The sequence below is a fragment of the Magnetospirillum sp. LM-5 genome, assembly GCF_902729445.1.
Taxonomy (GTDB): Bacteria; Pseudomonadota; Alphaproteobacteria; order Rhodospirillales; family Magnetospirillaceae; genus Magnetospirillum.
On the sequence record NZ_CACVCE010000001.1, the window covers coordinates 92,072 to 112,918 of the forward strand.

Consider the following 20,847-nt stretch of genomic DNA (forward strand, 5'->3'; position numbering starts at 1 on the left):
TGGGAGACGCCATGACCTGCCAATCGATCATCTCGGCCCCACCGGCGACCTTGGCCAAGACCGACACGGTGACCCAAGCCCTGGGGGTGCTGCTGACCCATCGGGTGCCCATGCTTCCGGTGGTGGATGCCAAGGGCCACTATGTCGGGGTGTTCGGCCTGAAGGAGGTGGTGGCCCTGGTGCTGCCCAAGGCCGCCCGGTTGGGCGAGGACCTGGGCGATCTGGGCTTCCTGTCCGATGGGCTGGCCGACCTGAGGAATCGTCTGGCGACGCAAGGCAAGGAACCGGTCGGCAAGCATGTGGCTGCGCACCGCAGCGTCGCGCCCGAGACTCAATTGGTCGAAGCCCTGCTGTTGTTGTATCGCGGCGATTCCTTCCTGCCGGTGGTCGATGGTTCCGGCGTCCTGGTGGGGGTGGTGACCGCCGCCGACGCCCTGACCCGCATGGCGGAGGCCTAAGCGATGCACGGTGAAACGCATGCCTGGGTGCCGCAGGTGATCTTCGGCCTGGACGCCATGTGGGTGGCCACGTTGGTTCTGGTCGCCACCTACGCGGTGATCATCAGTGAGAAGATCAATCGCGCCGTCGTCGCCCTGATCGGGGCCGGCGCCATGATCCTGGTCGGCATCTTGAACCAAGCCGCCGCCATCGGCGGCATCGATTTCAACACCATCGCCCTGCTGGTCGGCATGATGATCGTCGTTGCCATCACCCGGCGCTGCGGGGTGTTCCAGTATGTCGCCATCTGGGCGGCCAAGAAGGCCAAGGCCGACCCGGCCGGCATCTTGTTCCTGCTGCAGATCGTGACGGCAATCTTCTCGGCGCTCCTGGACAACGTGACCACCGTGCTTTTGGTGGTGCCGGTGACCCTGGTGATCACCGAGGAACTGAAGCTGAAGCCGTGGCCGTTTCTGGTGGCGCTGATCTTCGCCTCGAACATCGGCGGTACCTCGACCCTGATCGGCGATCCGCCCAACATCCTGATCGGTTCGGCCACCGGCCTGACCTTCAACCAGTTCGTCTTCAACCTGGCGCCGGTGATCATCGTCATCCAACTGCTCACCGCCTTGCTGTTCCATGTGATGTGGGGCCGCAAGCTGCACGCCTCGGCCGAGAACCGCGCCCACGTCATGGGCTTCTCGGAGATCGAGGCCATCACCGATTTCCGCCTGCTCAAGCAGTCGATGGCGGTGCTGGCGGGGATCATCGGCGGCTTCATCGGCGCCCATGCCCTGGGTCTGGAGCCCGGCACCATCGCCCTGTTCGGCGCTGCCGTGCTGATGCTGCTTTACTGCCTGGGCCGCGACGCCGAAAGCCAGTCGCACGAGGTGCACCACATCTTCGGCGAGGTCGAGTGGATCACCATCTTCTTCTTCATCGGCCTGTTCGTGGTGGTGCACGGCGTCGAGCGGGCCGGCGTGCTGGCCATGCTTGCCGAGAAGCTGGTCGGCCTGACCGGCGGCGACATGCGGGTGACGGCGATCGCCATCTTGTGGGCGTCGGCGATCCTGTCGGCGGTGGTCGACAACATCCCGTTCGTCGCCACCATGATCCCGCTGATCAAGAGCATGGCGCCGACCTTCGGTGGCCCGGAAGCGCTTGAGCCCCTGTGGTGGTCGCTGTCCTTGGGCGCCTGCCTGGGCGGCAACGGCACCCTGGTCGGCGCGTCGGCCAACCTGACGGTGGCCGGACTGGCCGAGCGGGCCGGCCATCCGATCCGCTTCGTCCCGTTCATGAAGGTGGCGTTCGGCCTGATGCTGCTGTCGATCGCCATCGCCAACGTCTATCTGCTGATCAGGTACGTTTGATGCTGCCCTGAAATCGCCTTGTTCCCGGGACCTTTCCGCCATCATCGGCGTCTAAGGTCCCGGGCATGGCGAGGTTCGCGCCGCTTCGCCGGGGATCACCCCCGCACCAGGCGCCAGGACAAGGACATCATGTCGAGCAAGAGTGTCGAACCCGTCAAGCCCGCCACCACCGAAGCCCAGCCCGAGGTCAAGGCCGAGACCGCCGAGCAATCCCGTCGCCGCCGCGCCGGCATCGCCTGCTTTCTGTGACGGTCTAAACGCTCAGGCCTGCGGCTGGCTGTGCCACCAGATGCGGGCCTCGGCGCACAAGCCATCCTTGAAGGTGGCGACAAGCATGCCGTCCAGGACCATCCGGGGCAGGGGATCGCCGGGCTGGCGCGACACCAAATTGGTGCCGGTGGACTTGGCCCAGATCTGGAACAGGTCTTCCGACGCCACCTGATAGGTGGTGTGCCAATGGGCGATCCCCGCACCCAGGATTTCGAAGGTGACCTGCACGTCTTCCTGCAACTGCACCCGCTTCCAATATTCCATCAGCTGGGCGCTGCCCTGCTGAACCTGGAAGGGGGTGTTGTGGTAGCGTCCGTCGGGATGGAACAGGGCGGCGAACAGGGCCGGGTCGCGGGCTTCCCAGGCGGCCTTGTAGCCTTGCATGAAGCGTTCGATGTCCATCCCCAACCTCTCCTTGGTCAATTCATCCGTTCGCGGGCCTTGGCCTCGCATTGCAGCATCCAGGCCAGCCTTTCGGCGCGATAGCGCTGGGCGGCCGCCTGGTCGCGTTCCTCTTGTTCGGCGCCGCCGCGCGACAGCCGATTCAAGTGGGCGTCCAGCGCCGAACGTTCCTTTTCCTGGGCTTCCTTGGCCAGATCCAATTTGGCCGGCAGCGCCAGCAGGCGGTCGCGCTCGGCGGCCAGCAGACGCTGTTGGGCCTGCCAGAAATCGCCGCCGTGAACCAGGGCGGCGACATGGGCGGTCCCCAGCGGCTGGCAATTCTTGTCGACGGCGATTTCGTCGGGGACGCTGGCGGCCCACACCAATACCGCCGCCAGGCCGCCAAGGCCGATGAACAGGACCGAGCGAGGAGACAGGGGCATCGGATCACTTCCCTGGGAAGACCTGCCCCAGTCTACTCCGGACCCCAGAAAACGGAAACGCCGCTTTGTTAGAAGCGGCGTTTCCCTGCGGGGGGGATGGGGATGGGCGGGAAGGTCCCCCCCGACAGTGTCTGTTGCCTTGGGGCTGGAGTTCTTCATCCCCTCGGCAATTCCTAGACTAGCCCTGTGCGCAGATAAATGAAACAGGAAAATCAACCGATCAATTGTAGTAAAATGTTATCTCCATTATGTAATTTCTTTGAAGAAAATCTCGGTAAAATTTTATGCAATTGCCACCCGTCCAGGGATTCCGCAGGCTCCGTGCCGCCATGGCCGGGTGCCTCCGATGGTGGAATGGAGGCGCGCCCAAAAAGCCGCAAGGGGGGTGCGGTCAATCATGTGACAAGGTTCCTGTCCCATCGTCGATATTGTGGATTCGGCTGGCGACAGGCACCATGGGGCAGACTTAAGGGAGGGGCGACATGACGATCAGCCGTTGGGGCCTGGCCTTCGCGATGGCGCTGGCGGTGCTGGGCGGGGCGGCGCAGGCCGAGGACCGTCCCGACAGCCAGGCATCGCGCGTCGAATTCGCGCAATCGCCGCTGCGGGTGGTCACCGCGTCGGGGCGCGCCCACGCCTTCACCGTTGAACTGGCCGAGACGCCCGATCAACTGACGCAAGGGCTGATGTTTCGCACCCACATGAAGGCCGATGCCGGCATGCTGTTCAATTTCGGCCGGCCGCGGCCGGTGTCGATGTGGATGAAGAATACCTTGATTGCGCTGGACATGGTGTTCATCGACCAGACCGGGCGGGTGGTCGGCATCCATGCCGGCGCGGTACCGCATTCCGAGGCGGTGATCAGTTCGCCTTCGCCGGTGCTGTCGGTGCTGGAATTGAATGCCGGCAACGCGGCGCGGCTGGGCCTGAAAGCCGGCGACCGGGTCGAGCATCCATGGTTCAAGCATTGACCTTGACCGGGTGTCCGTCTAGAACTCCCGGGGCGTCGGGGTGTAGCTCAGCCTGGTAGAGCGCCAGCTTTGGGAGCTGGATGCCGGAGGTTCGAATCCTCTCGCCCCGACCAAGAAACGACCACACGCGGCCCAAAGCGCCGCCCCTGGATATGGAGAGTGCCGATGCCGGTTCGCATCTACCGCCCCGCCAAGACCGCCATGCAATCGGGCAAGGGCAACGCCAAGGCGTGGGTGCTGGAGTTCGAGCCCGCCGCTCCGAAGCAGGCCGATCCGTTGATGGGCTGGCTGGGTTCGGATGACACCACCCAGCAGGTCCGGCTGAAGTTCGCCACCCAGGAAGACGCGGTGGCCTATGCCAAGCGCAAGGGCCTGGAATTCGAGGTTCAGGCCGAAGCGGTCAAGAAGCCGTGCGCGCCGAAGAACTACGCCGACAATTTCCGCTTCGACAAGCTGGAATTCGGCCGCTTCTAAGCGGTCGGGCCAGCGGGCGCCCTTAGCTCAGTTGGATAGAGCACCCGCCTTCTAAGCGGGTGGTCGCTGGTTCGAATCCAGCAGGGCGCGCCAGCCCTTGATTTTGCCCCCCATGGGGCCATATTTGCGGCGGGCAGCCAGGGAGAAGGGCAACATGGACCGCAAGGCCATCGACGATATCGTCTGCCATTCCAAGGGCTGCGACGACGTCAAGATCGCTGCCTGCCGGGCGTCTTCGGGCGCCGTCAAGGAACTGGCCTATTGCCAGATCGACCGCTGTTTCTACGTCACCGTCGATGGCCGCGAACGGGTCCGCAGCGATGTCCCCGAGACCGCCTATCGCTTCTTCGAGGCGCAGGATTAGGGCCGGTCACTCGGGCCGGGTGAAGGTCCACAAATAACAGGGCAAATTGAAGTAGGCGACGATGTCGGGCGGCTGGACCACCAGCCCGGCCGCGGCGGCCAGGTCGCGAATGGTCTCGGCGCTGCGGCAATAACGCCGCGTGCCGCCGATGGTTTGGCGGACCGACTTCGCCCCGGCCGCCGGGAAATCGATCAGCATCAGCCGCCCGCCCGGCACCAGTGCATCGCGCGCCGCCGTCAGCATCGGGGCGAGATCGGGGAAATAATAGGCGCAGCCCAGGATGGCGATGCCGCCGGCCTGGCCCGGCATGTCGTTCAGGGCGGCGATCAGGTCAGCCTCGATCACCGTGTCGTACAGGCCGCTTTCGCGGCAGCGGGCGACCATGTCGGGTGACAGGTCGATGCCGATCAAGCGCTTGGCCAGCGGCCGCAGGTGATGTCCGGCCAGGCCGGTGCCGCAGCCGGCATCGATGATGGTCTGGCCGGCCTGTCCGCCCAGCCCGCGGGTCAGGTGGGGGGCGATGCCATCGACCGAGTTTCTGTGGACGGAATCGTCGTCATAGGCGATGGCCTTGTCCGAATATTCGGCGACGATCGCGTCGGCTGGCGGTGGGGCCTCGGACAGCGGCCCCAGGCAATGGGCGAAGCGATCGACAGCCTCGGTGCCGTGTTCGGTGCCCAGCAGGATCCGGGACCAGGCGCCGAAAAAGTCATAGCGTTGCGGGTGCTCGGCCAAGGCGGCGACCAGGGCGTCAAGATCGGCGGCCGACGGGAAGTTTTGCCGCCATACGTCGTATAATTGCGGCCAATGGACCTGCGGGACCAGATGGATCAGCAGCGCCATGAAAAATGCGTTGGACTCGAGGCCCAGGCGATCCTTGCCGACGGCCCGCAGGCAGGCCGACAGTGCCGGCTCGGCTTGGCCCCGGCTGGCCAGCGATTGCGCGGCCAGCAGCGGGAAGATCGCCAGGTTCGGCCACTGGCCGTCGCATCGCACCGCCAGGTCGGTGGCTTCCTGGTGCCTACCGTCGCGGATCAAGGCGTTGATGATGCCGACCGCGTCGGCTGGGGCAATGTCGGACATGGGCGGGCGAAAATCCTGAGCGAAATTGGCGAGACTCTATCCGCCGACCGGAACCGCTGTCCATGTCAACGGCCGGGTGGTGCGGGTGAAGCCCTTCTTGAAGGCGGCGATCGAGCGCAGCTTGGCATCGAAGGACGGATCGACGTGCAAGGCGCCCAGGAAGAAGCGCCGCTGGCCGGCTTGTGCCGCATCGATCATCGCGTTGGCAAGGGGCGCATGCGACAGGGGCGCGTTGCCCCGGCGAAGCGACAGGCCGCTTTCGTAATAGCTGGTGGCGCCATGAAGGCCGACGATCAATCCGCTGACCGGCTCGTCGTTCCAGATGCCGACATAAAGCTCGGCCTCGCCCCGGCGCAAGCGGTGGTGAAATTCAGGCGGCGGCGCCGGCCGCTGGCAGGCCAGGCAAAGCGCGCGATAGGCATCGATCAATTCGTCGTCGGTCGGGCCGGTCCAGCGCTTGATGACCAGGTTCTTGCGGCCCCAGCGGACTTGTTGGCGGTGGGTCTCGCGGAAATCCTTTTCGATCAATTCGGTCGGCTGGGTCAGGTCGATCCATGCCTCCTCGAGGGCGCGGGCGGTGGTTCCCGGCTGGCGCAACCAGGATTCCAGGGCGGGGACGGGAGCATTCTCCATCAGGATGAACGGCGCGCCGGCATGGATGGCGCTGGCTTCCAGATGGCGGATGGCAAGCTCGAAGGCCGGCTGGCCGGAATCTGGGCAAAGCGGGGTCAATCGGATGGCGCCTTGCAGGTTGGCCAGCGGCCCGTCGCCTTCGATATCGCATTCGATGTGCAAAAGCGGCTTGTTCTCATTCATGACCAGGAACGACAGGTCCTCCAGCATTCCCGTCCAATCGTCTTGTACCGCTTGCCGGGCCGGCTTGGTCAGCCAGGGATCGCGCAGCGGGTCCTCGCGCAGGGGATGGGCGGCGACCCCGTCGCGGACCGCCCGGAACGGGCCCGGCGAGACGGCTCTCGACAGGGTCGATAATGCCCCGGCCCGGCTTTCCGGCAGTGCGGGCCGCGCCCCCTTGGTCCCCAGCAGCCGCTGACTGGCCAGCCGATCGGCGTTGGCTCCGGGGCCGGCGCCAAGCGTCGCCCTGAGCGCCAGAACAGCGCCCCTTTCCCTGGCGGTGATGGCGAATGCGACGGCTCGGTCCAAGGTGGCGGTCGCGGAATGGGGCAGCCCCATGGCCGCCAGTCCTTGGGCCAGCAAAAGAATGGTGGACGCGGCGGGGTGATCGCCGAATAAGGCGCGGTCGAGCTGGTTCAGGAAATCATGGGGGACCAACTCGGCCAATGTGGCCAGCCGGCCCGAGCGAATGGCGCTCTCGAGCCGTCGATCAAGGGCATCGTCGTTGGTTGAGCCTGATGTCATAAGCCGATGATTGGCACAGATGCGCGCAATTGGAAAGGCACCGCGCCGGCCATGCCGGCCCGTGCCGTCTGTTTCGGAAAACCACAAGGAACTGCGTTAAGCACATGGCTCCGATGCAAGGGTGGCAATGGTAATGCCACTGTTTTCCCCTGTATGCTGCGCCGCAACAACTTGGAGGGCATCAGTCATGCTCGAAGAATGGGTGCAGAATTTGCCGATCGAGACCTTGCGGGGCATTGCCGCCGATACCAAGGTGGCGGGTTCCCGGATCTGGCAGTTGGCTGTCGTCGAATTGATGGTCCGCGAAAGCCAGGCCGCCCTGGCCGCGTAAGTTATACCGCCCGTCTGGCAATTTCCGGCAGGGCTTCCCATCTCTTCCCTCATCGCCCGTCGATCGCATCATGCGACTGGACCGGCGACGACCTTCGGTCTAGCCTGTCTTACAGGATCGACCATTCCTCGGGGGAGAGACGATGAAGATCATCAAGACCGTCATGGCAGCGGCCGCCGCCGCGCTGTTCGCGGGTCCGGCCCTGGCCGGGCAGACCTTCGATTCCGTCAAGGCCAAGGGTTTCGTCCAGTGCGGCGTCAATCTGGGCCTGTACGGGTTCTCGGCCCCCGACGACAAGGGCAATTGGAGCGGGCTGGACGTCGATGCCTGCCGTGCCGTCGCCGCCGCCCTGTTCGGTGATTCCACCAAGGTCAAGTTCACGCCGCTATCGGCGCAGCAGCGCCTGCCCGCCCTGCAATCGGGCGAAATCGACATGCTGGCGCGCAACACCACCTGGACGCTGTCGCGCGACACCGCCAACGGCCTGAACTTCACCACGGTCAATTATTATGACGGCCAGGGCTTCATGGTCGCCAAGAAGCTGGGCGTCAAAAGCGCCAAGGAGCTGAACGGCGCCACCGTGTGCGTGCTGCCCGGCACCACCACCGAGCAGAACCTGTCCGATTACTTCCGCGCCACCAAGATGACCTTCAAGCCGGTGGTGATCGAGAAGAACGAGGAATTGAACGGGGCCTTCTTCTCGGGGCGTTGCGACGCCATCAGCTCGGACGCCTCGCAATTGGCGGCCATCCGCGCCAACGAATCGCCCAATCCGGACGATTACGTCATCCTGCCCGAGTTGATCTCGAAGGAGCCGTTGGCTCCGGCGGTGCGCCAGGGCGACGACCAATGGATGGATCTGGTGCGCTGGTCGGGTTTGGCGATGATCGCCGCCGAGGAAAAGGGCATCACTTCGGCCAATGTCGACCAGATGATGTCTTCGGCCGATCCCGAGGTGAAGCGGCTGCTGGGCGTGACCCCCGGCAACGGCAAGGCCCTGGGAATCGATGAAGCCTGGGCCGCCAAGATCATCAAACAGGTCGGCAATTACGGCGAAAGCTTTGAAAGAAATGTCGGCAAGGGCTCGAAGCTGAAGATCAGCCGCGGCCTCAACGCGCTTTATACCCAAGGAGGCCTGCTCTACGCGCCGCCCTTCAAGTAGGGTCGCGCCATGCGGGCGAAAAGACAGGGCGGCATGCGGGCGCTGATCTACAGCGCCCGCTTTCGCGGCCTTGTCTATCAGGTGGTGGTGGTCGCCGCCGTCGTCCTCCTGGGCTGGTATCTGGTCAACAACACCCTGGCCAACCTGGCCGCGCGCGGCATCGCCACCGGCCTGTCCTTCCTGGGCCGCGAGGCCGGTTTCGACATCGGCGAGGGCGCCGTTGCCTATCAGGCGTCGGATTCCTATCTGCGCGCCCTGGTGGTCGGATTGTTCAACACCCTGTCGGTGTCGGTGGTCGGCATCATCCTGGCCAGCACCCTGGGGCTGGTGATCGGCATCGCCCGGCTGTCGGGCAACTGGATCGTCGCCCGCCTGGCCACCTTGTATGTCGAAGCCGTGCGCAACGTGCCGCTGCTGCTGCAATTGTTCGTGTGGTACGGGCTGGTCACCGCGTTGCCGGGGCCGCGTCAGGCCCTGCAGCCCGGTCTTGGGCTGGTGCTGTCCAATCGTGGCCTGAAAATTCCGTTGCCGGTGTGGCACGAGACCTATGGGCCGGTGATGATCGCCCTGGGCGTCGCCCTGATCGGGTTGTTCTTCCTGCGCCGCTGGGCGGTGGCCCGCCAATACCGCACCGGCCAGCCCTTTCCCTGGGCTGCGGTGGGATTCGCCGGCGCGATCGGCCTGCCCGGGCTGGTGTTCATGGCCGTCGGCGCGCCGTTGGAATGGGATATGCCGCGTCTGGCCGGCTTCAACTTCCAGGGCGGCGGCACCCTTAGCCCCGAATTCGTCGCGCTGTTGATGGGCTTGTCGGTCTATACCGGCGCCTTCATCGCCGAGATCGTGCGGTCGGGCATCCTGGCGGTGCCGCCCGGCCAGACCGAGGCAGCCCTGTCGCTGGGGCTGTCGCGCGCCCAGACCCTGCGGCTGGTGATCCTGCCCCAGGCGCTTCGCGTGATCGTGCCGCCCTTGACCAGCCAATATCTGAACCTGACCAAGAATTCGTCGCTGGCGGTGGCGATCGGCTATCCCGATCTGGTCAGCGTCGCCAACACCACCATCAATCAGACCGGTCAGGCGGTCGAGGGCGTGGCCCTGGTGATGGGGGTGTTCCTGGTCATCAGCCTGTCGCTGTCGTGGCTGATGAATTGGTACAACGCCAAGGTCGCGCTGGTGACCCGATGACCCAGGCCCCCGACGACCAGACCCGGCGCGCCACCGCCGCCTCGGAAATCGAGGAACCCAGTGCCGCGCAAACGCCCGAGCGCGCGCCGCCGGCCAGTCAATTGCGCCTGCTGGGCTGGGCCAAGAAGAACCTGTTCGGCAGCCTGCCCAACACCATCCTGACCCTGCTGGCCTTCTGGCTGCTGTGGGAAATCCTGCCGCCCTTGGTTCGCTGGGGATTGGTCGACGCGGTGTTCAGTCCGGCCGGGGGCGCGGCCGCCTGTCGCGAGGGCACCGGCGCCTGCTGGGCGCTGATGGGCGAAAAGAACCGGCTGATGCTGTTCGGGGTCTATCCCTATGACCAGCACTGGCGGCCGGCATTGGCCACCGCCCTGGTGATCGGCCTGCTGGCCACCAGCGCGGTCAGAAGCCTGTGGGGGCGCTGGCTGATCTGGGCCTGGGCTGTCGGCCTGGTCGTGGTCGGCATCTTGATGTGGGGTGGCGTGCTGGGCCTGGCCTATGTCGAGACGGCGCAATGGGGCGGCCTGCCGCTGACCTTGGGCCTGGCCATCTTAGGCATCGTCCTGGCCTTTCCGTTGTCCATCGTGCTGGCCCTGGGGCGAAGGTCCGACCTGCCGGCGATCCGGGCTTTGTCGGTCGGCTATATCGAGCTGGTGCGCGGCGTGCCGCTGGTCAGCGTACTGTTCATGGCCTCGGTGATGTTTCCGCTGTTCCTGCCGGAAGGGGTGACGATCGACAAGCTGCTGCGCGCCCTGGTCGGCATCACCTTGTTCACCGCCGCCTATCTGGCCGAGGCGGTCCGGGGCGGCCTGCAGGCCATTCCGCGCGGCCAGGAAGAAGCCGCCGACGCGCTGGGCCTCACCTATTGGCAGAAGATGCGCATGGTGGTGCTGCCGCAGGCGCTGCGGCTGGTCATTCCGCCCATCGTCAACCAGTTCATCAGCTGCTTCAAGGATACCTCGCTGGTGACCATCGTCGGCCTGTACGACCTGCTGGCGGCGACCAAGGCGGCCCTGGCCGATCCCGACTGGCGGCCCTTCTTCGTCGAGGGCTATATCGCCGCCGCCTTGGTCTATTGGTCTTTCTGCTTCTTCATGTCGCGCTACAGCCAGTGGCTGGAACGCGAACTCGCCAAGGGGTCGAGGAGATAACATGAGCGATTCCCCGGTCGTCGAACTGATCGACGTGCAGAAATGGTACGGCGCCTTCCATGTCCTGAAGGACGTGTCGCTGTCGGTCGCCAAGGGCGAGAAGGTGGTGGTGTGCGGGCCGTCGGGCTCGGGCAAGTCGACCATGATCCGCTGCATCAACCGGCTCGAGGAACATCAGGGCGGGCGCATCGTGGTGAACGGCGTCGAGCTGGCCGACGATTTGAAGGCCATCGAACTGATCCGCCGCGATGTCGGCATGGTGTTTCAAAGCTTCAACCTGTTCCCCCATCTGACGGTGCTGGAAAACCTGACCCTGGCGCCCTTGTGGGTCAAACGGGTGCCCAAGCGCGAGGCCGAAGCCATCGCCATGCAATATCTGGAACGGGTGCGCATCCCCGAACAGGCCCACAAGTACCCCGGCCAATTGTCGGGCGGCCAGCAGCAACGGGTCGCCATCGCCCGCGCCTTGTGCCTGAAACCCAGCATCATGCTGTTCGACGAGCCGACCTCGGCCCTGGACCCGGAAATGGTCAAGGAAGTCCTGGACGTGATGATCGAGCTGGCCGGCGAGGGCATGACCATGATCTGCGTCACCCACGAAATGGGCTTTGCCCGCGCGGTGGCCGACAAAATGGTCTTCATGGCCGAGGGCCGGGTGGTCGAGGTGGCGACGCCGGCCCAATTCTTCACCAACCCCAAAAGCGAGCGCACCCGCCAGTTCCTGGGGCAGATCATCGGACATTAGGATAGATGAAACTGAATTACATCGAAGCCGGCCAGGGCCGGCCGCTGGTCATTTTGCATGGGCTGCTGGGCTCGGCCCGCAATTGGGGCGGTGTAGCAGGGGCCTTGGCCAGCCATCATCGGGTGGTGGCGGTGGACATGCCCAATCACGGCGCCTCGCCATGGTCGGAAGTGATGGATTACCCCTTCATGGCCCGCGAAGTGGCCAAGTTCATCGAGAACAGTTTCCCTGTCCCGGTCGATCTGGTCGGCCATTCCATGGGCGGCAAGGCGGCGATGGTGCTGGCGCTGACCCGGCCCGAGCTGGTCCGCCGGCTGGTGGTGGTCGATATCGCCCCGGTGCGCTATGCCCACACCTTCGCCCCCTATATCAAGGCGATGCGTGCCGCCCCGGTCGGCACCGCCACCCGCCGCGGCGAGGTCGAGGAATCGCTGCGCGCCATCATTCCCGATGCCGGCGTGCGCGCCTTCCTGATGCAGAATCTGGAAGGCCAGCCCGGTTCCTACCGCTGGCGAGCCAATTTGGCCACCCTGGGGGCGGCGATGGACGATATCTTGGACTTCCCGCCCTTCGCCGATGGCACCACCTTTGGCGGGCCGGCGCTGTTCCTGCATGGCGATCGGTCGGATTATGTGCTGCCGGCCCACGAGGACGTGATCACCAGCCTGTTCCCCCAGGCCGAATGGCAGGCGGTCGAGGGGGCCGGCCACTGGGTCCATGCCGACCAGCCGGCCGCCTTCATCCAGGCCCTGGCCGCCTTCATCCAGCGATAAGATCCAGGACCGTTTGCAAGGCCTGGGGCAGGGCGGCCTCGACCGCCGGGCTCAGGCCCTCGCCGCGGGACAGATCGGCCGCCTCGATGCCGATTATTGTCAGCGAGGGCGGCAGCCGGCCCAGGCGGCGCGCCAGTTCGATTCCTTCCGCCACCCCGAACAGATGGCTGCCGGTGGGGAACTGGCCGGCGGGCAGGGGGGTACTGGCGTCCCACTGGCGGATGGTGCCGGGGGCAGCGCCCGAGATGGTGGCGTCGATCAGGATGACGCGGCCAGCGTCGCTCCACAGCTCCAACAGGGCGGTGCCCTCGCCGTGATGGGAAATGGCGGTGACGTCGGCGATGTGCCGGCCCGCGACCAATTCGGCCAGTTTCGGCCCGATCCCGTCATCGGTGCGGAAGGCATGGCCGATCCCGATGACCAGGATGGCGGTCACTCGGCGAACCACCGGGCGAAGAAGGTGTCGTCGGCCTCGGTGCGTAAGCCCATGGTCGGGCGGCCATCCTGGTCGATCAGACCCATCTGGTCCAGCCAGCGCACGATCTTCTTGAAATGGGCGACATTGTGCAGGCTGGTGCCGCCTTCCATCCAGTTCTGCTCCAGGAAGGCCAGCACCGCCGGCTGATCCAGCTCGGCCTCCCACAGGATGCCGAGAAGCGAGCACAAGGCCTCCTCGACATCGCGCTCGGGGCAGAACAGGGTCTGGACGGCGTCGGCCTCGGCCCGCTTGCCGCTTTCCGGGCCGCAGCCCAGGCCAAAATCCAGCACGGCGCGCCGCTCGGGCGAGGCGCATTGATAATGCGCCACCTCGTGGATCAGCACGCTGGGCTCCATCTGGATGGCGACGTTGGTGCCGTCCCAGGTGAACCAGCTCTTGGGATCGACATCCAGGATGCCGAAGCCGAAACGGCGGCACAATTCGACGGCATCGGCATGATGGGTGCTGTCGGTGGACAGCGTCATCAACGAGCCTTCCGGGATCAACGCGGTGACCCGGTCGAACACCTTGGCGGCGAGCGGCAGATCGGCCAGGGCGGTGCGGAAGGCCGGCAGCAAGGGCGCCAGGGCGTCGTGGTCGATCGGGGTCAGGATCATCGCGGGGCCTTGGGAATGGCGGAAAACCGGGCAGGACATAGCACTTTTCCCGGCGGTGCCGCAACCGCCGGAAATATTTTGCGAATTGATATTAAAATCGTTTTGACAAAGGCCGAGGTGGGCGATAGGGTAATTCTCAGATGTTGGCCTCCCCGAGGTCAGCCTCCCTCTCTAAGACAACTTCCCCGCCGTCCACCTCCCCCCCTTGGTGGACGGCAATTTTTTTGTGCGCGGGGATGCGGGAGACGGTCGCCGCGGCGATTCCGACTTCCCAGGTTTTGTGTGGAAACGCTCTGCGCGACCCTGCTGGCGGCCGCTGCAGCCAATGGATTGATACCATGGTGATGCATGGTGCTATGGCGGCGCGCATCTGAAATTAATCGCTTGTTGGTTGACATGGTGGTGTGGTGGTGCATAGTCATCTGAGTGACTTCCCGCATTCTCCCCCAACAGAGCGATAACTGGGAATTATGCTGCACTTCCTCGAAAACGCCGACAGTTCGATCCTGCTAACCAACCTTCGGGAATTGGCTGTCCGGGAAAGCAAGGTGCAAAAATTTGGTGTTTACCGTCACTCTTCCCATGGCATCGTCCTTATCATTAACGGGGAACTTCAACACGTCGAGGCATGGTCGTTTCTTTACCACGAACCAGTCTCTCATCTGCCGCTGGCTTTCTCGAAGGCCCCCCACAACGCGCTCGTTCTTGGCGGCGGAGATTTCTTCGCCGCGCGCGAGCTTTTACGCTATCGAACAATGGAAGAGGTCGTCATGTACGAGCATGACGAGGAGCTCGTCCAGGTCATGTCCGAAATTTATCCGCATGCCAGGGCTGTTTTGGAAGACCCTCGATTTCGCCTAGTTATTGGCGATGCCAAGGAGCTCATTCAGGACGCTGGAACTTATGATGTCATCATCAATGACTGCTTTGACTTCATTAACGATTTTCGAGAAGACGAAAACATCTATGGCGTGATTGCGAGCAACCTTTCACCTGAGGGCGTCTGCAGCGACATGGTGTATCGGAACGTCTTTGACATGGCCACCACCACCATGGCAATTCAGCGTATGAACGGTTTTGCGGGCCGTGCCGCTGGATTGCTGTTTGTCCCCGAATATCCTGGCGCCATGCATTTGCTCACGATATGGGGGCATAATCGTCAAGTTTCCCAGGAAGTGAAACGATCCATCAATGAGGAACAGCTTGCATGGATTGGTGATCCGGGAAAGCTGCGCTTCTTCGACCCCCGGAATCTGGCTTATCATTTGTATCTGCCGCCTTTTCTCCGCGCTTCGTTCCCTGCACTAGAGAATAAAAGCCTTCTTGAATCCTAGACTCTCTGATGGGGCAGTGATGTCGTCAAAGAACACCTGGGCTTCAGACCAGCTTGGTGCGCCCTTGATTTTACTGATGCAGCCTTCCAACTCGGTCGGATCGTTAAAATATCCATATTGAACCAGATATTGTTCCGAACGGTTGTCTGTGAGCGCCCAGGGCGAGCCGATGAGCGAGCATGTTTTGTCGCTCTCGCGGTTGAAAAGCCGGATTGAATTGATTTGAAGGTAGTAGAGATGCTTGTAATCGACTGAAAATTCCTTGTTCGGATCGAGCCTGCTAGCGATGCTTTTGGCAATTACTGCATGTTGAGTTGGGCAGCGCGATATTTTTCCGCCAATGACCGCCCGACTGCCGTAATATTTAGGGTGGAAAAAGTCTGGAAACTTCTTGCGAATTAATGATGTAGGGGCAACACCAACGAGGCCGTCGCCCACATATCCATATCGGGCAAAAATCCCAAGTACGGTTTCACCATTCAGGCTGCCAAGTCTCAGGGCTGCATCGGACCCGCAAAGAAAATCTAAAGCTTGGTATTCCTCGCTGTTAATGGTCCCCTCGAAATCGTAAAGTTTGTTCCACCGTTTCCCATTATCAAAAGGGTCCCCTGGAAACAGCTGGAAATAAGGGGAAATGAGGCCGTCGATATAGACTTGATCGCCGTCATGGATCAGGCCACCTGCTATTCCGCGTCTCCAAAAATCCATAGGGCCATCAAAACGGTTGCGCTCTAGGAGCTTTTCCAGTGCCTTCGAGAAGGCATAGCCGCCGATTGCGCCTGTGATGGTCTGGGCCGATGCCTCTAACAATGGCTTCCATAGAAGATCAAAGGCGTCCGTCATGTTAATTCCCAGTTATCGTTCGCTATCCCCCGCCAAGCGTCCCAACGTATCTGCCTGTTCCAGGGTCGCCTTCAGGCTGGCATCACTGACCTGGGTGTAAATCTGCGTGGTGGCGATGCTGGCGTGGCCCAGCAGCTTCTGGACGAAACGGATGTCCACGCCGGCTTCGATCAATTGCGTGGCGGCGGTGTGCCGCAGCATGTGCGGGGTGACCCGGCGCGACAGGCCGGCCCGCTCGGCCAGCAGGGCCAGGCTCCGGCGGATATATTGCGGCGAAATCGCCGCTCCCGTCGGGGACACCAGCAGCAAATTGCCGTCGCTCGGAACCGACATGCGCTCGGCCAGGTGGCGGTGCAGCAGGGCGCGGGCCTCGGCGCCGGGCAGATAGACACGGCGTTCCCGATTGCCCTTGCCGCGGACCACGATGGTCGCGGCCTCGGCATCGACCTCACTCAGGCGGATCCCGACCAACTCGCCGACTCGCAGGCCGCTGACGAACAGCGCCACCACCACGAAATACATCTGCCGCGCCATCTGCGTCTGACGAATCTCCGCCTCGGCTTCAGCGGCCCGCATCAGCTTGCGGATGTCGGCCACACCCAAGGCGCGCGGCAGCCGCCTTGGCAGGCGGATGGTCAGGTCGAAACGGTGGAAGGGGTTGAGCGCCAGGATATCCTCGCGCTCCAGCCACTTGAACAATTGTTTGATGGTCGCCAAGCGCCGTTTGACGCTGGTTTCCTTCAATCCCTCGTCGTTCAGCATGCCGCCGATATAGCGGCGCAGCCTGTCGCGATCGACCTCTGCCACCGGCACGGCGGAACCCAATCGAGTCCGCGCGTGAGCCAGGTCGGTCTCATAGGCCCGGAGCGTGTGGGAGGACAAGGTCTTGGCAACTCGACAATGGTCGAGAAAGCGGACGGCCGCGTCCGAAAAGGTGATGTCCAAGATTTCCGCCCCAAGGATGACCCCAGAAGCCTTGTCCCAGGATAAGGGGGCAAGAACAATTCACCATTCGGTATAAAATCACTCAATGGAACTCTTTTGATGTTCCCTGTATTTGCGAATATCTTTGAAATTACCACTCATGGCCCGCTTCGCGCCCGGCCTTAATCCAAATGATGGAGGAATTGCCGTTTGCTGCCGCCTGACGCTGTCACGCGCCCGGTGGCCTTCCGTCACACCTCGCAGGTGGCGAGGTGGACCAGGAAGTGGCCGATCAGGTGGTGGGGGTCCGAGCCGAATTCCTTGCGGAAGGCCGGCTCGTCGGCCGGGGCCATTTCGGTCAGCGGGCGAAACAGCGCCTGGAAAAAGGCGCAGAATTCGCGGTTGCCGAACACGCGCGGTTCTTCACTATGGTCGATCTCGCGGGTGACGAAGGCGCTTTGGCCCAGGCTGACCGTGGTCGGCGTGTATTGCATCAGCTTGATGAACCAGTCCTTGCGCAGCTCCCACCGCTTGAACGAGGTGGCGATGCGGGTCAGCGTGTGCCACTGGATGCGCTTGGCCTGGGGATCGGCGTAGAACAGGTCCCAGTGGAACTGATCGCCCAGTTCTTCCTTCATGCCGACGACGATCTCCTTGCACTGGTCGCCGTATTTCTGCGCGTCGTCGCCCAGCACCAGATGGAAGAACGAGAACACGTTGGGCAGCATGTCGCGGTCCAGCCTTCCGTCCTGCAGATCCTCGTTCAGCGGGTGGATCATCAGGCGGCCATAGGCGTTGGTCCGTTCCTGGGCCAACTTGTCCTGCTCGACGGCGTCGATGATCTCGGTATAGGCGTGGCGGTAGAATTCGTCGAAATGGGCGCCGGCCTTCAATCCCTCGACGATGTCGTGCAGCGACTTCATGCCGATCGGCTGGCCGTGATAGGCCGTCTCGGCCGCCTTCAGCAGCGCGTCAAGGACGTGGTTGGTGGTCTGACGCAAAAGGCGCGGCCCGCGCGTACCCATGAAGCCCAGTCCAAAACAGTCGAGTCATCGATCAGACTGCCACCCAAGAGGTTAACAACCCCCAAAGGTGACACTGGGTGTTCCCCCATATTCGGCCAGTTCGATGATGATCCCGTCGGGGTCGGGCACATAGGCCATGCGCTTGCCCACCGGCACGATGGCACGCGGCACCTCGATTGCCGGCGGCTGCGCCTCCAGCCGGGCCAGGCAGGCATCCAGATCATCCACGCGGATGGCGACATGGCGCAGCCCGGTGGCGGCGTGGTTGGACAGGTCTGCGGCTGTCGTCCCTTCGGGGGCGGTGAAGGCCAGCAACTCGATCCGGCAACCGCCATCGGGGGCGTCCAGGATGATGCAGCGGGCGCGGGCGCCGTCGATGCCGGTCAGGCGGTCGAACCACTCGCCCTCCAGCCAGCGATCCATCACCGGCACCAGCCCCAGCAGCCGGCCATAGAAATCCCGTGATGCCACCGGGTCGGTCACCACCAGGTTGACATGGTCCAGCAGGGTCATTTCGGCAGGTCGTTATAGAAGGCGATCAGCACCGGCGCCTTACGCTCGCGCTCGATGTCGGACCGGCCCAGCGTCTGGATCAGTTGCCTGATGAACACCCGATCGACCTTGGGGAAGTCGAAGAAGGCCTTGATGGCCAACAGGTCGCCGCCATGGTGCTCCAGCCGTTCGATCTGGGCCAGCAGCCCGTCGCGGAACGATCCCGGGCGGCCGTAATCGGATTTGCTCTTGGGCTGGAATTCCTGCTCGTACAATTGCGCCAGCGATTCCCACGCCGCCGCCAGCACCTCGCCATCCAGCAGCAAAATGCGTTCCAGCGCCGGGATGTCGGCCGGATAAGGCGGGATATAGCCGCGCTTGGCGGCGTCTTCCTGGAAGTCGGGCCAGGGATCGTCATGGGCCTGGCGCGGGCGCGGTTTGCCGTCCTTGCCCTTCAGGGCCGCGTCCGGATGCAGGCTGGCCCAGCGGCTGTGCCATTGATGCATGATCGGGTTGTTGATGTCCTGGGACTGCGCCATGCCGATCAGGCGGGCGGCGGCGCCGTCCTCGGTCCAGTCGCGGGTGTTGGCCAGTTCCTTCAGACGGCGGCTGCCCCGCATGGTCGGCAGCACGCATTCGCGCACCACCTTGTCGAAACAGGCGGCGAAGCCGGGGGCGACGATGAAGGGGGGCGGGATGTGGTGGCGCGTGCCGGTGGCCGCCAGCACCGTCAGGGTGCGGCGGAGATAGCGGGCGATGGCTTCGTCGAACAAGGTGGGGAAGTCACCGAACGACAGGCTGGACAGGTCTTCGTCGGCGGGGTCCAGCCGGTCCATGACCGCTTCGGTGGTTTCTTCTTCTTCGGCGACCTTGCCGCTCAGCATCGGTTTGGCCAGGTCGAACAGCAGCCAGCGTTCCTTGTCGCGCGCCCCTTCGTCGCCGGTCGGCAGCAGCGGGTCGAAATGGTCGCGGCTGGCGGCCTCGACCGCCGCCTGGCCGGTGCGGCGCAGCGCATGGTCCAAGATGACGTTGAAGATCAGATCCAACTGCTTGAGGTTGGCCCATTTCAGGGTTTCCGGGTCGCCCAGGGTCAGGCGGCGCAGCAGCAGGATTTGTGGCACCTCCAGACGGCGGGTCACCGAAACCAGGTCGGCCACCTTGCTTTCGAAATTTCCGCCGCTCATCCCCTGTCCCGTAACTGCTCTCCCCCAAGCGGTCCATTATCGGCAGGCTTGGAGACAGCGCAAGCTTTTGTGATGGGCCGGGGGGCAGGAACGCTATTCCGGCACGGTCTGGGCGAAGGTCGCCAGGAATGGGGCCTGACGGTAACGCTCGCTGTCGGTGCGACCGAAATTGGTCAGCAGGCGGCGGATGAAGTTGCCGTTGATGGCGGGGAACATGAAATAGGACTTGATGGCCAGGAACTCGCCGACATGGTCGGGCAGCTTGGCCGACCAGCGCATCAGGCCGTCGCGGAAAGCGCCTTCGCGCGCCTGCTCCTGGCGTCCCGAGGGGGCGAATTCCTGCTCGTACAATTGCGAGATCTCGCGCCAGGCCTTGGCGATGGCCTCGACCTCGAAGCGGATGAAATCCTGCAGCAATTGCAGGTGCTCTTCGGTCGGCGGGTCGTAATTGCCGTTGGTGGCGTCCTCGCGGAACAATGGCCACGGGTTTTCCTCGGGCTTGGGCTTCTTGCCCTTGGGGGCGCGCATCGAGCCCCAGCGCGTGTCCCAATTGTGCAGGACCGGGTTGTTATGGTCGCCCGAGCCGATGATGTCGATCAGCTTGGCGCCGCCGACCTCGGCCCAATTGTAGCTCATGCCCAGTTGCTGGATATGACGCGAGGTGTGCATCGGCGGCAGGATGTAGCGGCGCAGAACCTCTTCGTAGCAGCGGCCGAATTCGGGGGCCAGCGGGAAGGGCGGGCGACCGCCCTTGATGGCGCCCTGGATGCTGAACAGAGCCAGGATCTTGCGCGAATAGGCGGACAGAGTGTCGTCGAACAGCGTCTTGAAATCGCTGAACGGCCTTTCCTCGCTCCCCTCGACCGAGCGGGAATTGGCCGATGGCATCATCCGTTCGGAATCGGGGCCCAGCTGCGCCGCGAACAGCGGCGGCGGCTCTTTGGGCTTGCACACCGTCCGGCTGACCTTTTCGCCCGGCGCAGTGGGGCTCAGGGACAAAAGCTTGGCCAACGAGTTGCCATGCTCGGCTTCGATCGCCGCCGGCTTGGGCTTCGGCCCGATCATCTGGACGGCGATGGCGGTGACCACCCGCAGATCCTCGGCCTGGGCCTCGGGCTTGCCGGGCATGACCAAAGTCTTGTAATCGGCTTCGCGGGCGGCGATCAGCGCGGTCTTGTCCATGCGCTCGAGCGCCTTGGTGACCAGCACGTTGAACACAACGTTCAGTTGGCGTTCGTTGGCCCATTTCAGGCTTTCGGGGTCGGTCAAGGTCAGGCGGCGCAGCATCAGGATTTGCGGCACCTCAAGGTGCCGGGTCGTGGCAATCAGATTCGAGACCTTCGCCTCGAACGTCTTGTTGTCACGCGCTTCCGTCATCCAGGCCTCATCCCGCCCATATGCCCGCATTGTAGCGGTTCTTCCCAGATGGGGATTA

Annotated in this window: 24 protein-coding genes and 2 tRNA genes; 14 read left to right on the top strand and 12 right to left on the bottom strand. The window is 63.6% G+C overall.

Going from position 1 to position 20,847, the window contains the following annotated elements; genetic code table 11:
• Positions 1-11: 11 nt before the first annotated feature.
• Positions 12-458 carry an HPP family protein gene (locus tag MTBLM5_RS00425; RefSeq protein WP_173973839.1) on the top strand — a complete coding sequence of 149 codons (447 nt, stop codon included), beginning with the start codon at positions 12-14 and terminating at the stop codon, positions 456-458.
• Between the two features lie 3 nt (positions 459-461).
• The gene (locus MTBLM5_RS00430; RefSeq protein ID WP_173973840.1) at positions 462-1,808 is read left to right on the top strand and encodes an SLC13 family permease; all 1,347 of its coding nucleotides are present in this window, start codon (positions 462-464) and stop codon (positions 1,806-1,808) included.
• Positions 1,809-2,069: 261 nt separating this feature from the next.
• Here MTBLM5_RS00430 and MTBLM5_RS00435 read toward each other — a convergent pair whose 3' ends face one another.
• Both MTBLM5_RS00435 and MTBLM5_RS00440 read right to left on the bottom strand, forming a co-directional pair.
• On the bottom strand, positions 2,070-2,480 hold the full coding sequence (locus MTBLM5_RS00435) for a nuclear transport factor 2 family protein (protein ID WP_173973841.1): 411 nt from the start codon (positions 2,478-2,480) through the stop codon (positions 2,070-2,072).
• 17 nt (positions 2,481-2,497) lie between these two features.
• On the bottom strand, positions 2,498-2,902 hold the full coding sequence (locus tag MTBLM5_RS00440) for a hypothetical protein (RefSeq protein ID WP_173973842.1): 405 nt from the start codon (positions 2,900-2,902) through the stop codon (positions 2,498-2,500).
• A gap of 482 nt (positions 2,903-3,384) precedes the next feature.
• On the opposite strand from MTBLM5_RS00440, the gene MTBLM5_RS00445 reads away from it, so the two are divergent.
• The 5 genes from MTBLM5_RS00445 to MTBLM5_RS00465 all read left to right on the top strand — a co-directional run bounded on the left by MTBLM5_RS00445 (position 3,385) and on the right by MTBLM5_RS00465 (position 4,711).
• Positions 3,385-3,873, top strand: coding sequence for a DUF192 domain-containing protein (locus tag MTBLM5_RS00445; RefSeq protein ID WP_173973843.1), 489 nt, complete (start codon positions 3,385-3,387; stop codon positions 3,871-3,873).
• A gap of 36 nt (positions 3,874-3,909) precedes the next feature.
• Positions 3,910-3,986, top strand: a tRNA-Pro gene (locus tag MTBLM5_RS00450).
• Positions 3,987-4,038: 52 nt separating this feature from the next.
• Complete coding sequence (locus MTBLM5_RS00455) at positions 4,039-4,347, top strand: ETC complex I subunit (protein ID WP_173973844.1); 309 nt, start codon at positions 4,039-4,041, stop codon at positions 4,345-4,347.
• A 16-nt stretch (positions 4,348-4,363) separates the two neighbouring features.
• A tRNA-Arg gene (locus tag MTBLM5_RS00460) sits at positions 4,364-4,440 on the top strand.
• A gap of 61 nt (positions 4,441-4,501) precedes the next feature.
• Entirely contained in the window at positions 4,502-4,711 is a 210-nt protein-coding gene (locus MTBLM5_RS00465; protein WP_068502490.1) for a hypothetical protein, read from the top strand.
• 6 nt (positions 4,712-4,717) lie between these two features.
• Here the strand turns inward: MTBLM5_RS00465 and MTBLM5_RS00470 are convergent, their stop codons facing one another.
• Positions 4,718-5,794: a class I SAM-dependent methyltransferase gene (locus MTBLM5_RS00470; protein ID WP_173973845.1), complete on the bottom strand. Its 1,077-nt coding sequence runs from the start codon at positions 5,792-5,794 to the stop codon at positions 4,718-4,720.
• A 36-nt stretch (positions 5,795-5,830) separates the two neighbouring features.
• Positions 5,831-7,171 (bottom strand): hypothetical protein, encoded by a 1,341-nt coding sequence (locus tag MTBLM5_RS00475; protein ID WP_173973846.1) that lies wholly within the window; start codon positions 7,169-7,171, stop codon positions 5,831-5,833.
• Positions 7,172-7,358: 187 nt separating this feature from the next.
• On the opposite strand from MTBLM5_RS00475, the gene MTBLM5_RS00480 reads away from it, so the two are divergent.
• The 6 genes from MTBLM5_RS00480 (at position 7,359) to MTBLM5_RS00505 (ending at position 12,515) form a co-directional block, all read left to right on the top strand.
• Positions 7,359-7,502 carry a hypothetical protein gene (locus MTBLM5_RS00480; protein ID WP_173973847.1) on the top strand — a complete coding sequence of 48 codons (144 nt, stop codon included), beginning with the start codon at positions 7,359-7,361 and terminating at the stop codon, positions 7,500-7,502.
• A 142-nt stretch (positions 7,503-7,644) separates the two neighbouring features.
• Complete coding sequence (locus MTBLM5_RS00485) at positions 7,645-8,664, top strand: amino acid ABC transporter substrate-binding protein (RefSeq protein ID WP_173973848.1); 1,020 nt, start codon at positions 7,645-7,647, stop codon at positions 8,662-8,664.
• Positions 8,665-8,673: 9 nt separating this feature from the next.
• A complete protein-coding gene (locus tag MTBLM5_RS00490) occupies positions 8,674-9,846 on the top strand; it encodes an amino acid ABC transporter permease (protein ID WP_173973849.1) in 1,173 nt (390 codons plus the stop codon).
• Positions 9,843-10,997, top strand: coding sequence for an amino acid ABC transporter permease (locus MTBLM5_RS00495; RefSeq protein WP_173973850.1), 1,155 nt, complete (start codon positions 9,843-9,845; stop codon positions 10,995-10,997). Before MTBLM5_RS00490 ends, MTBLM5_RS00495 begins: the two co-directional genes overlap by 4 nt.
• A gap of 1 nt (position 10,998) precedes the next feature.
• Positions 10,999-11,742, top strand: coding sequence for an amino acid ABC transporter ATP-binding protein (locus MTBLM5_RS00500; protein ID WP_173973851.1), 744 nt, complete (start codon positions 10,999-11,001; stop codon positions 11,740-11,742).
• Between the two features lie 5 nt (positions 11,743-11,747).
• On the top strand, positions 11,748-12,515 hold the full coding sequence (locus MTBLM5_RS00505; RefSeq protein WP_173973852.1) for an alpha/beta fold hydrolase: 768 nt from the start codon (positions 11,748-11,750) through the stop codon (positions 12,513-12,515).
• Here the strand turns inward: MTBLM5_RS00505 and MTBLM5_RS00510 are convergent.
• Together MTBLM5_RS00510 and MTBLM5_RS00515 are read right to left on the bottom strand one after the other, a co-directional pair.
• Positions 12,502-12,951, bottom strand: coding sequence for a hydrogenase maturation protease (locus MTBLM5_RS00510; protein WP_173973853.1), 450 nt, complete (start codon positions 12,949-12,951; stop codon positions 12,502-12,504). The genes MTBLM5_RS00505 and MTBLM5_RS00510 overlap by 14 nt on opposite strands.
• Positions 12,948-13,610 (bottom strand): hypothetical protein, encoded by a 663-nt coding sequence (locus tag MTBLM5_RS00515; protein WP_173973854.1) that lies wholly within the window; start codon positions 13,608-13,610, stop codon positions 12,948-12,950. Before MTBLM5_RS00515 ends, MTBLM5_RS00510 begins: the two co-directional genes overlap by 4 nt.
• Before the next feature lie 470 nt (positions 13,611-14,080).
• Between MTBLM5_RS00515 and MTBLM5_RS00520 the strand changes: the two genes are divergently transcribed.
• Complete coding sequence (locus MTBLM5_RS00520; RefSeq protein ID WP_173973855.1) at positions 14,081-14,944, top strand: hypothetical protein; 864 nt, start codon at positions 14,081-14,083, stop codon at positions 14,942-14,944.
• Here the strand turns inward: MTBLM5_RS00520 and MTBLM5_RS00525 are convergent.
• The 6 genes from MTBLM5_RS00525 to MTBLM5_RS00550 form a co-directional block, all read right to left on the bottom strand.
• Positions 14,915-15,787 (bottom strand): hypothetical protein, encoded by an 873-nt coding sequence (locus MTBLM5_RS00525; protein WP_173973856.1) that lies wholly within the window; start codon positions 15,785-15,787, stop codon positions 14,915-14,917. The two genes, MTBLM5_RS00520 and MTBLM5_RS00525, sit on opposite strands and share 30 nt — an antisense overlap.
• A 12-nt stretch (positions 15,788-15,799) precedes the next feature.
• Complete coding sequence (locus tag MTBLM5_RS00530) at positions 15,800-16,732, bottom strand: tyrosine-type recombinase/integrase (protein ID WP_173973857.1); 933 nt, start codon at positions 16,730-16,732, stop codon at positions 15,800-15,802.
• Positions 16,733-16,962: 230 nt separating this feature from the next.
• A complete protein-coding gene (locus tag MTBLM5_RS00535; RefSeq protein WP_173973858.1) occupies positions 16,963-17,736 on the bottom strand; it encodes a hypothetical protein in 774 nt (257 codons plus the stop codon).
• A gap of 51 nt (positions 17,737-17,787) precedes the next feature.
• Positions 17,788-18,249 carry a VOC family protein gene (locus tag MTBLM5_RS00540; RefSeq protein WP_173973859.1) on the bottom strand — a complete coding sequence of 154 codons (462 nt, stop codon included), beginning with the start codon at positions 18,247-18,249 and terminating at the stop codon, positions 17,788-17,790.
• A complete protein-coding gene (locus MTBLM5_RS00545) occupies positions 18,246-19,412 on the bottom strand; it encodes a hypothetical protein (RefSeq protein ID WP_173973860.1) in 1,167 nt (388 codons plus the stop codon). Before MTBLM5_RS00545 ends, MTBLM5_RS00540 begins: the two co-directional genes overlap by 4 nt.
• A 93-nt stretch (positions 19,413-19,505) precedes the next feature.
• Positions 19,506-20,789: a hypothetical protein gene (locus tag MTBLM5_RS00550; protein ID WP_173973861.1), complete on the bottom strand. Its 1,284-nt coding sequence runs from the start codon at positions 20,787-20,789 to the stop codon at positions 19,506-19,508.
• Positions 20,790-20,847: the final 58 nt, after the last annotated feature.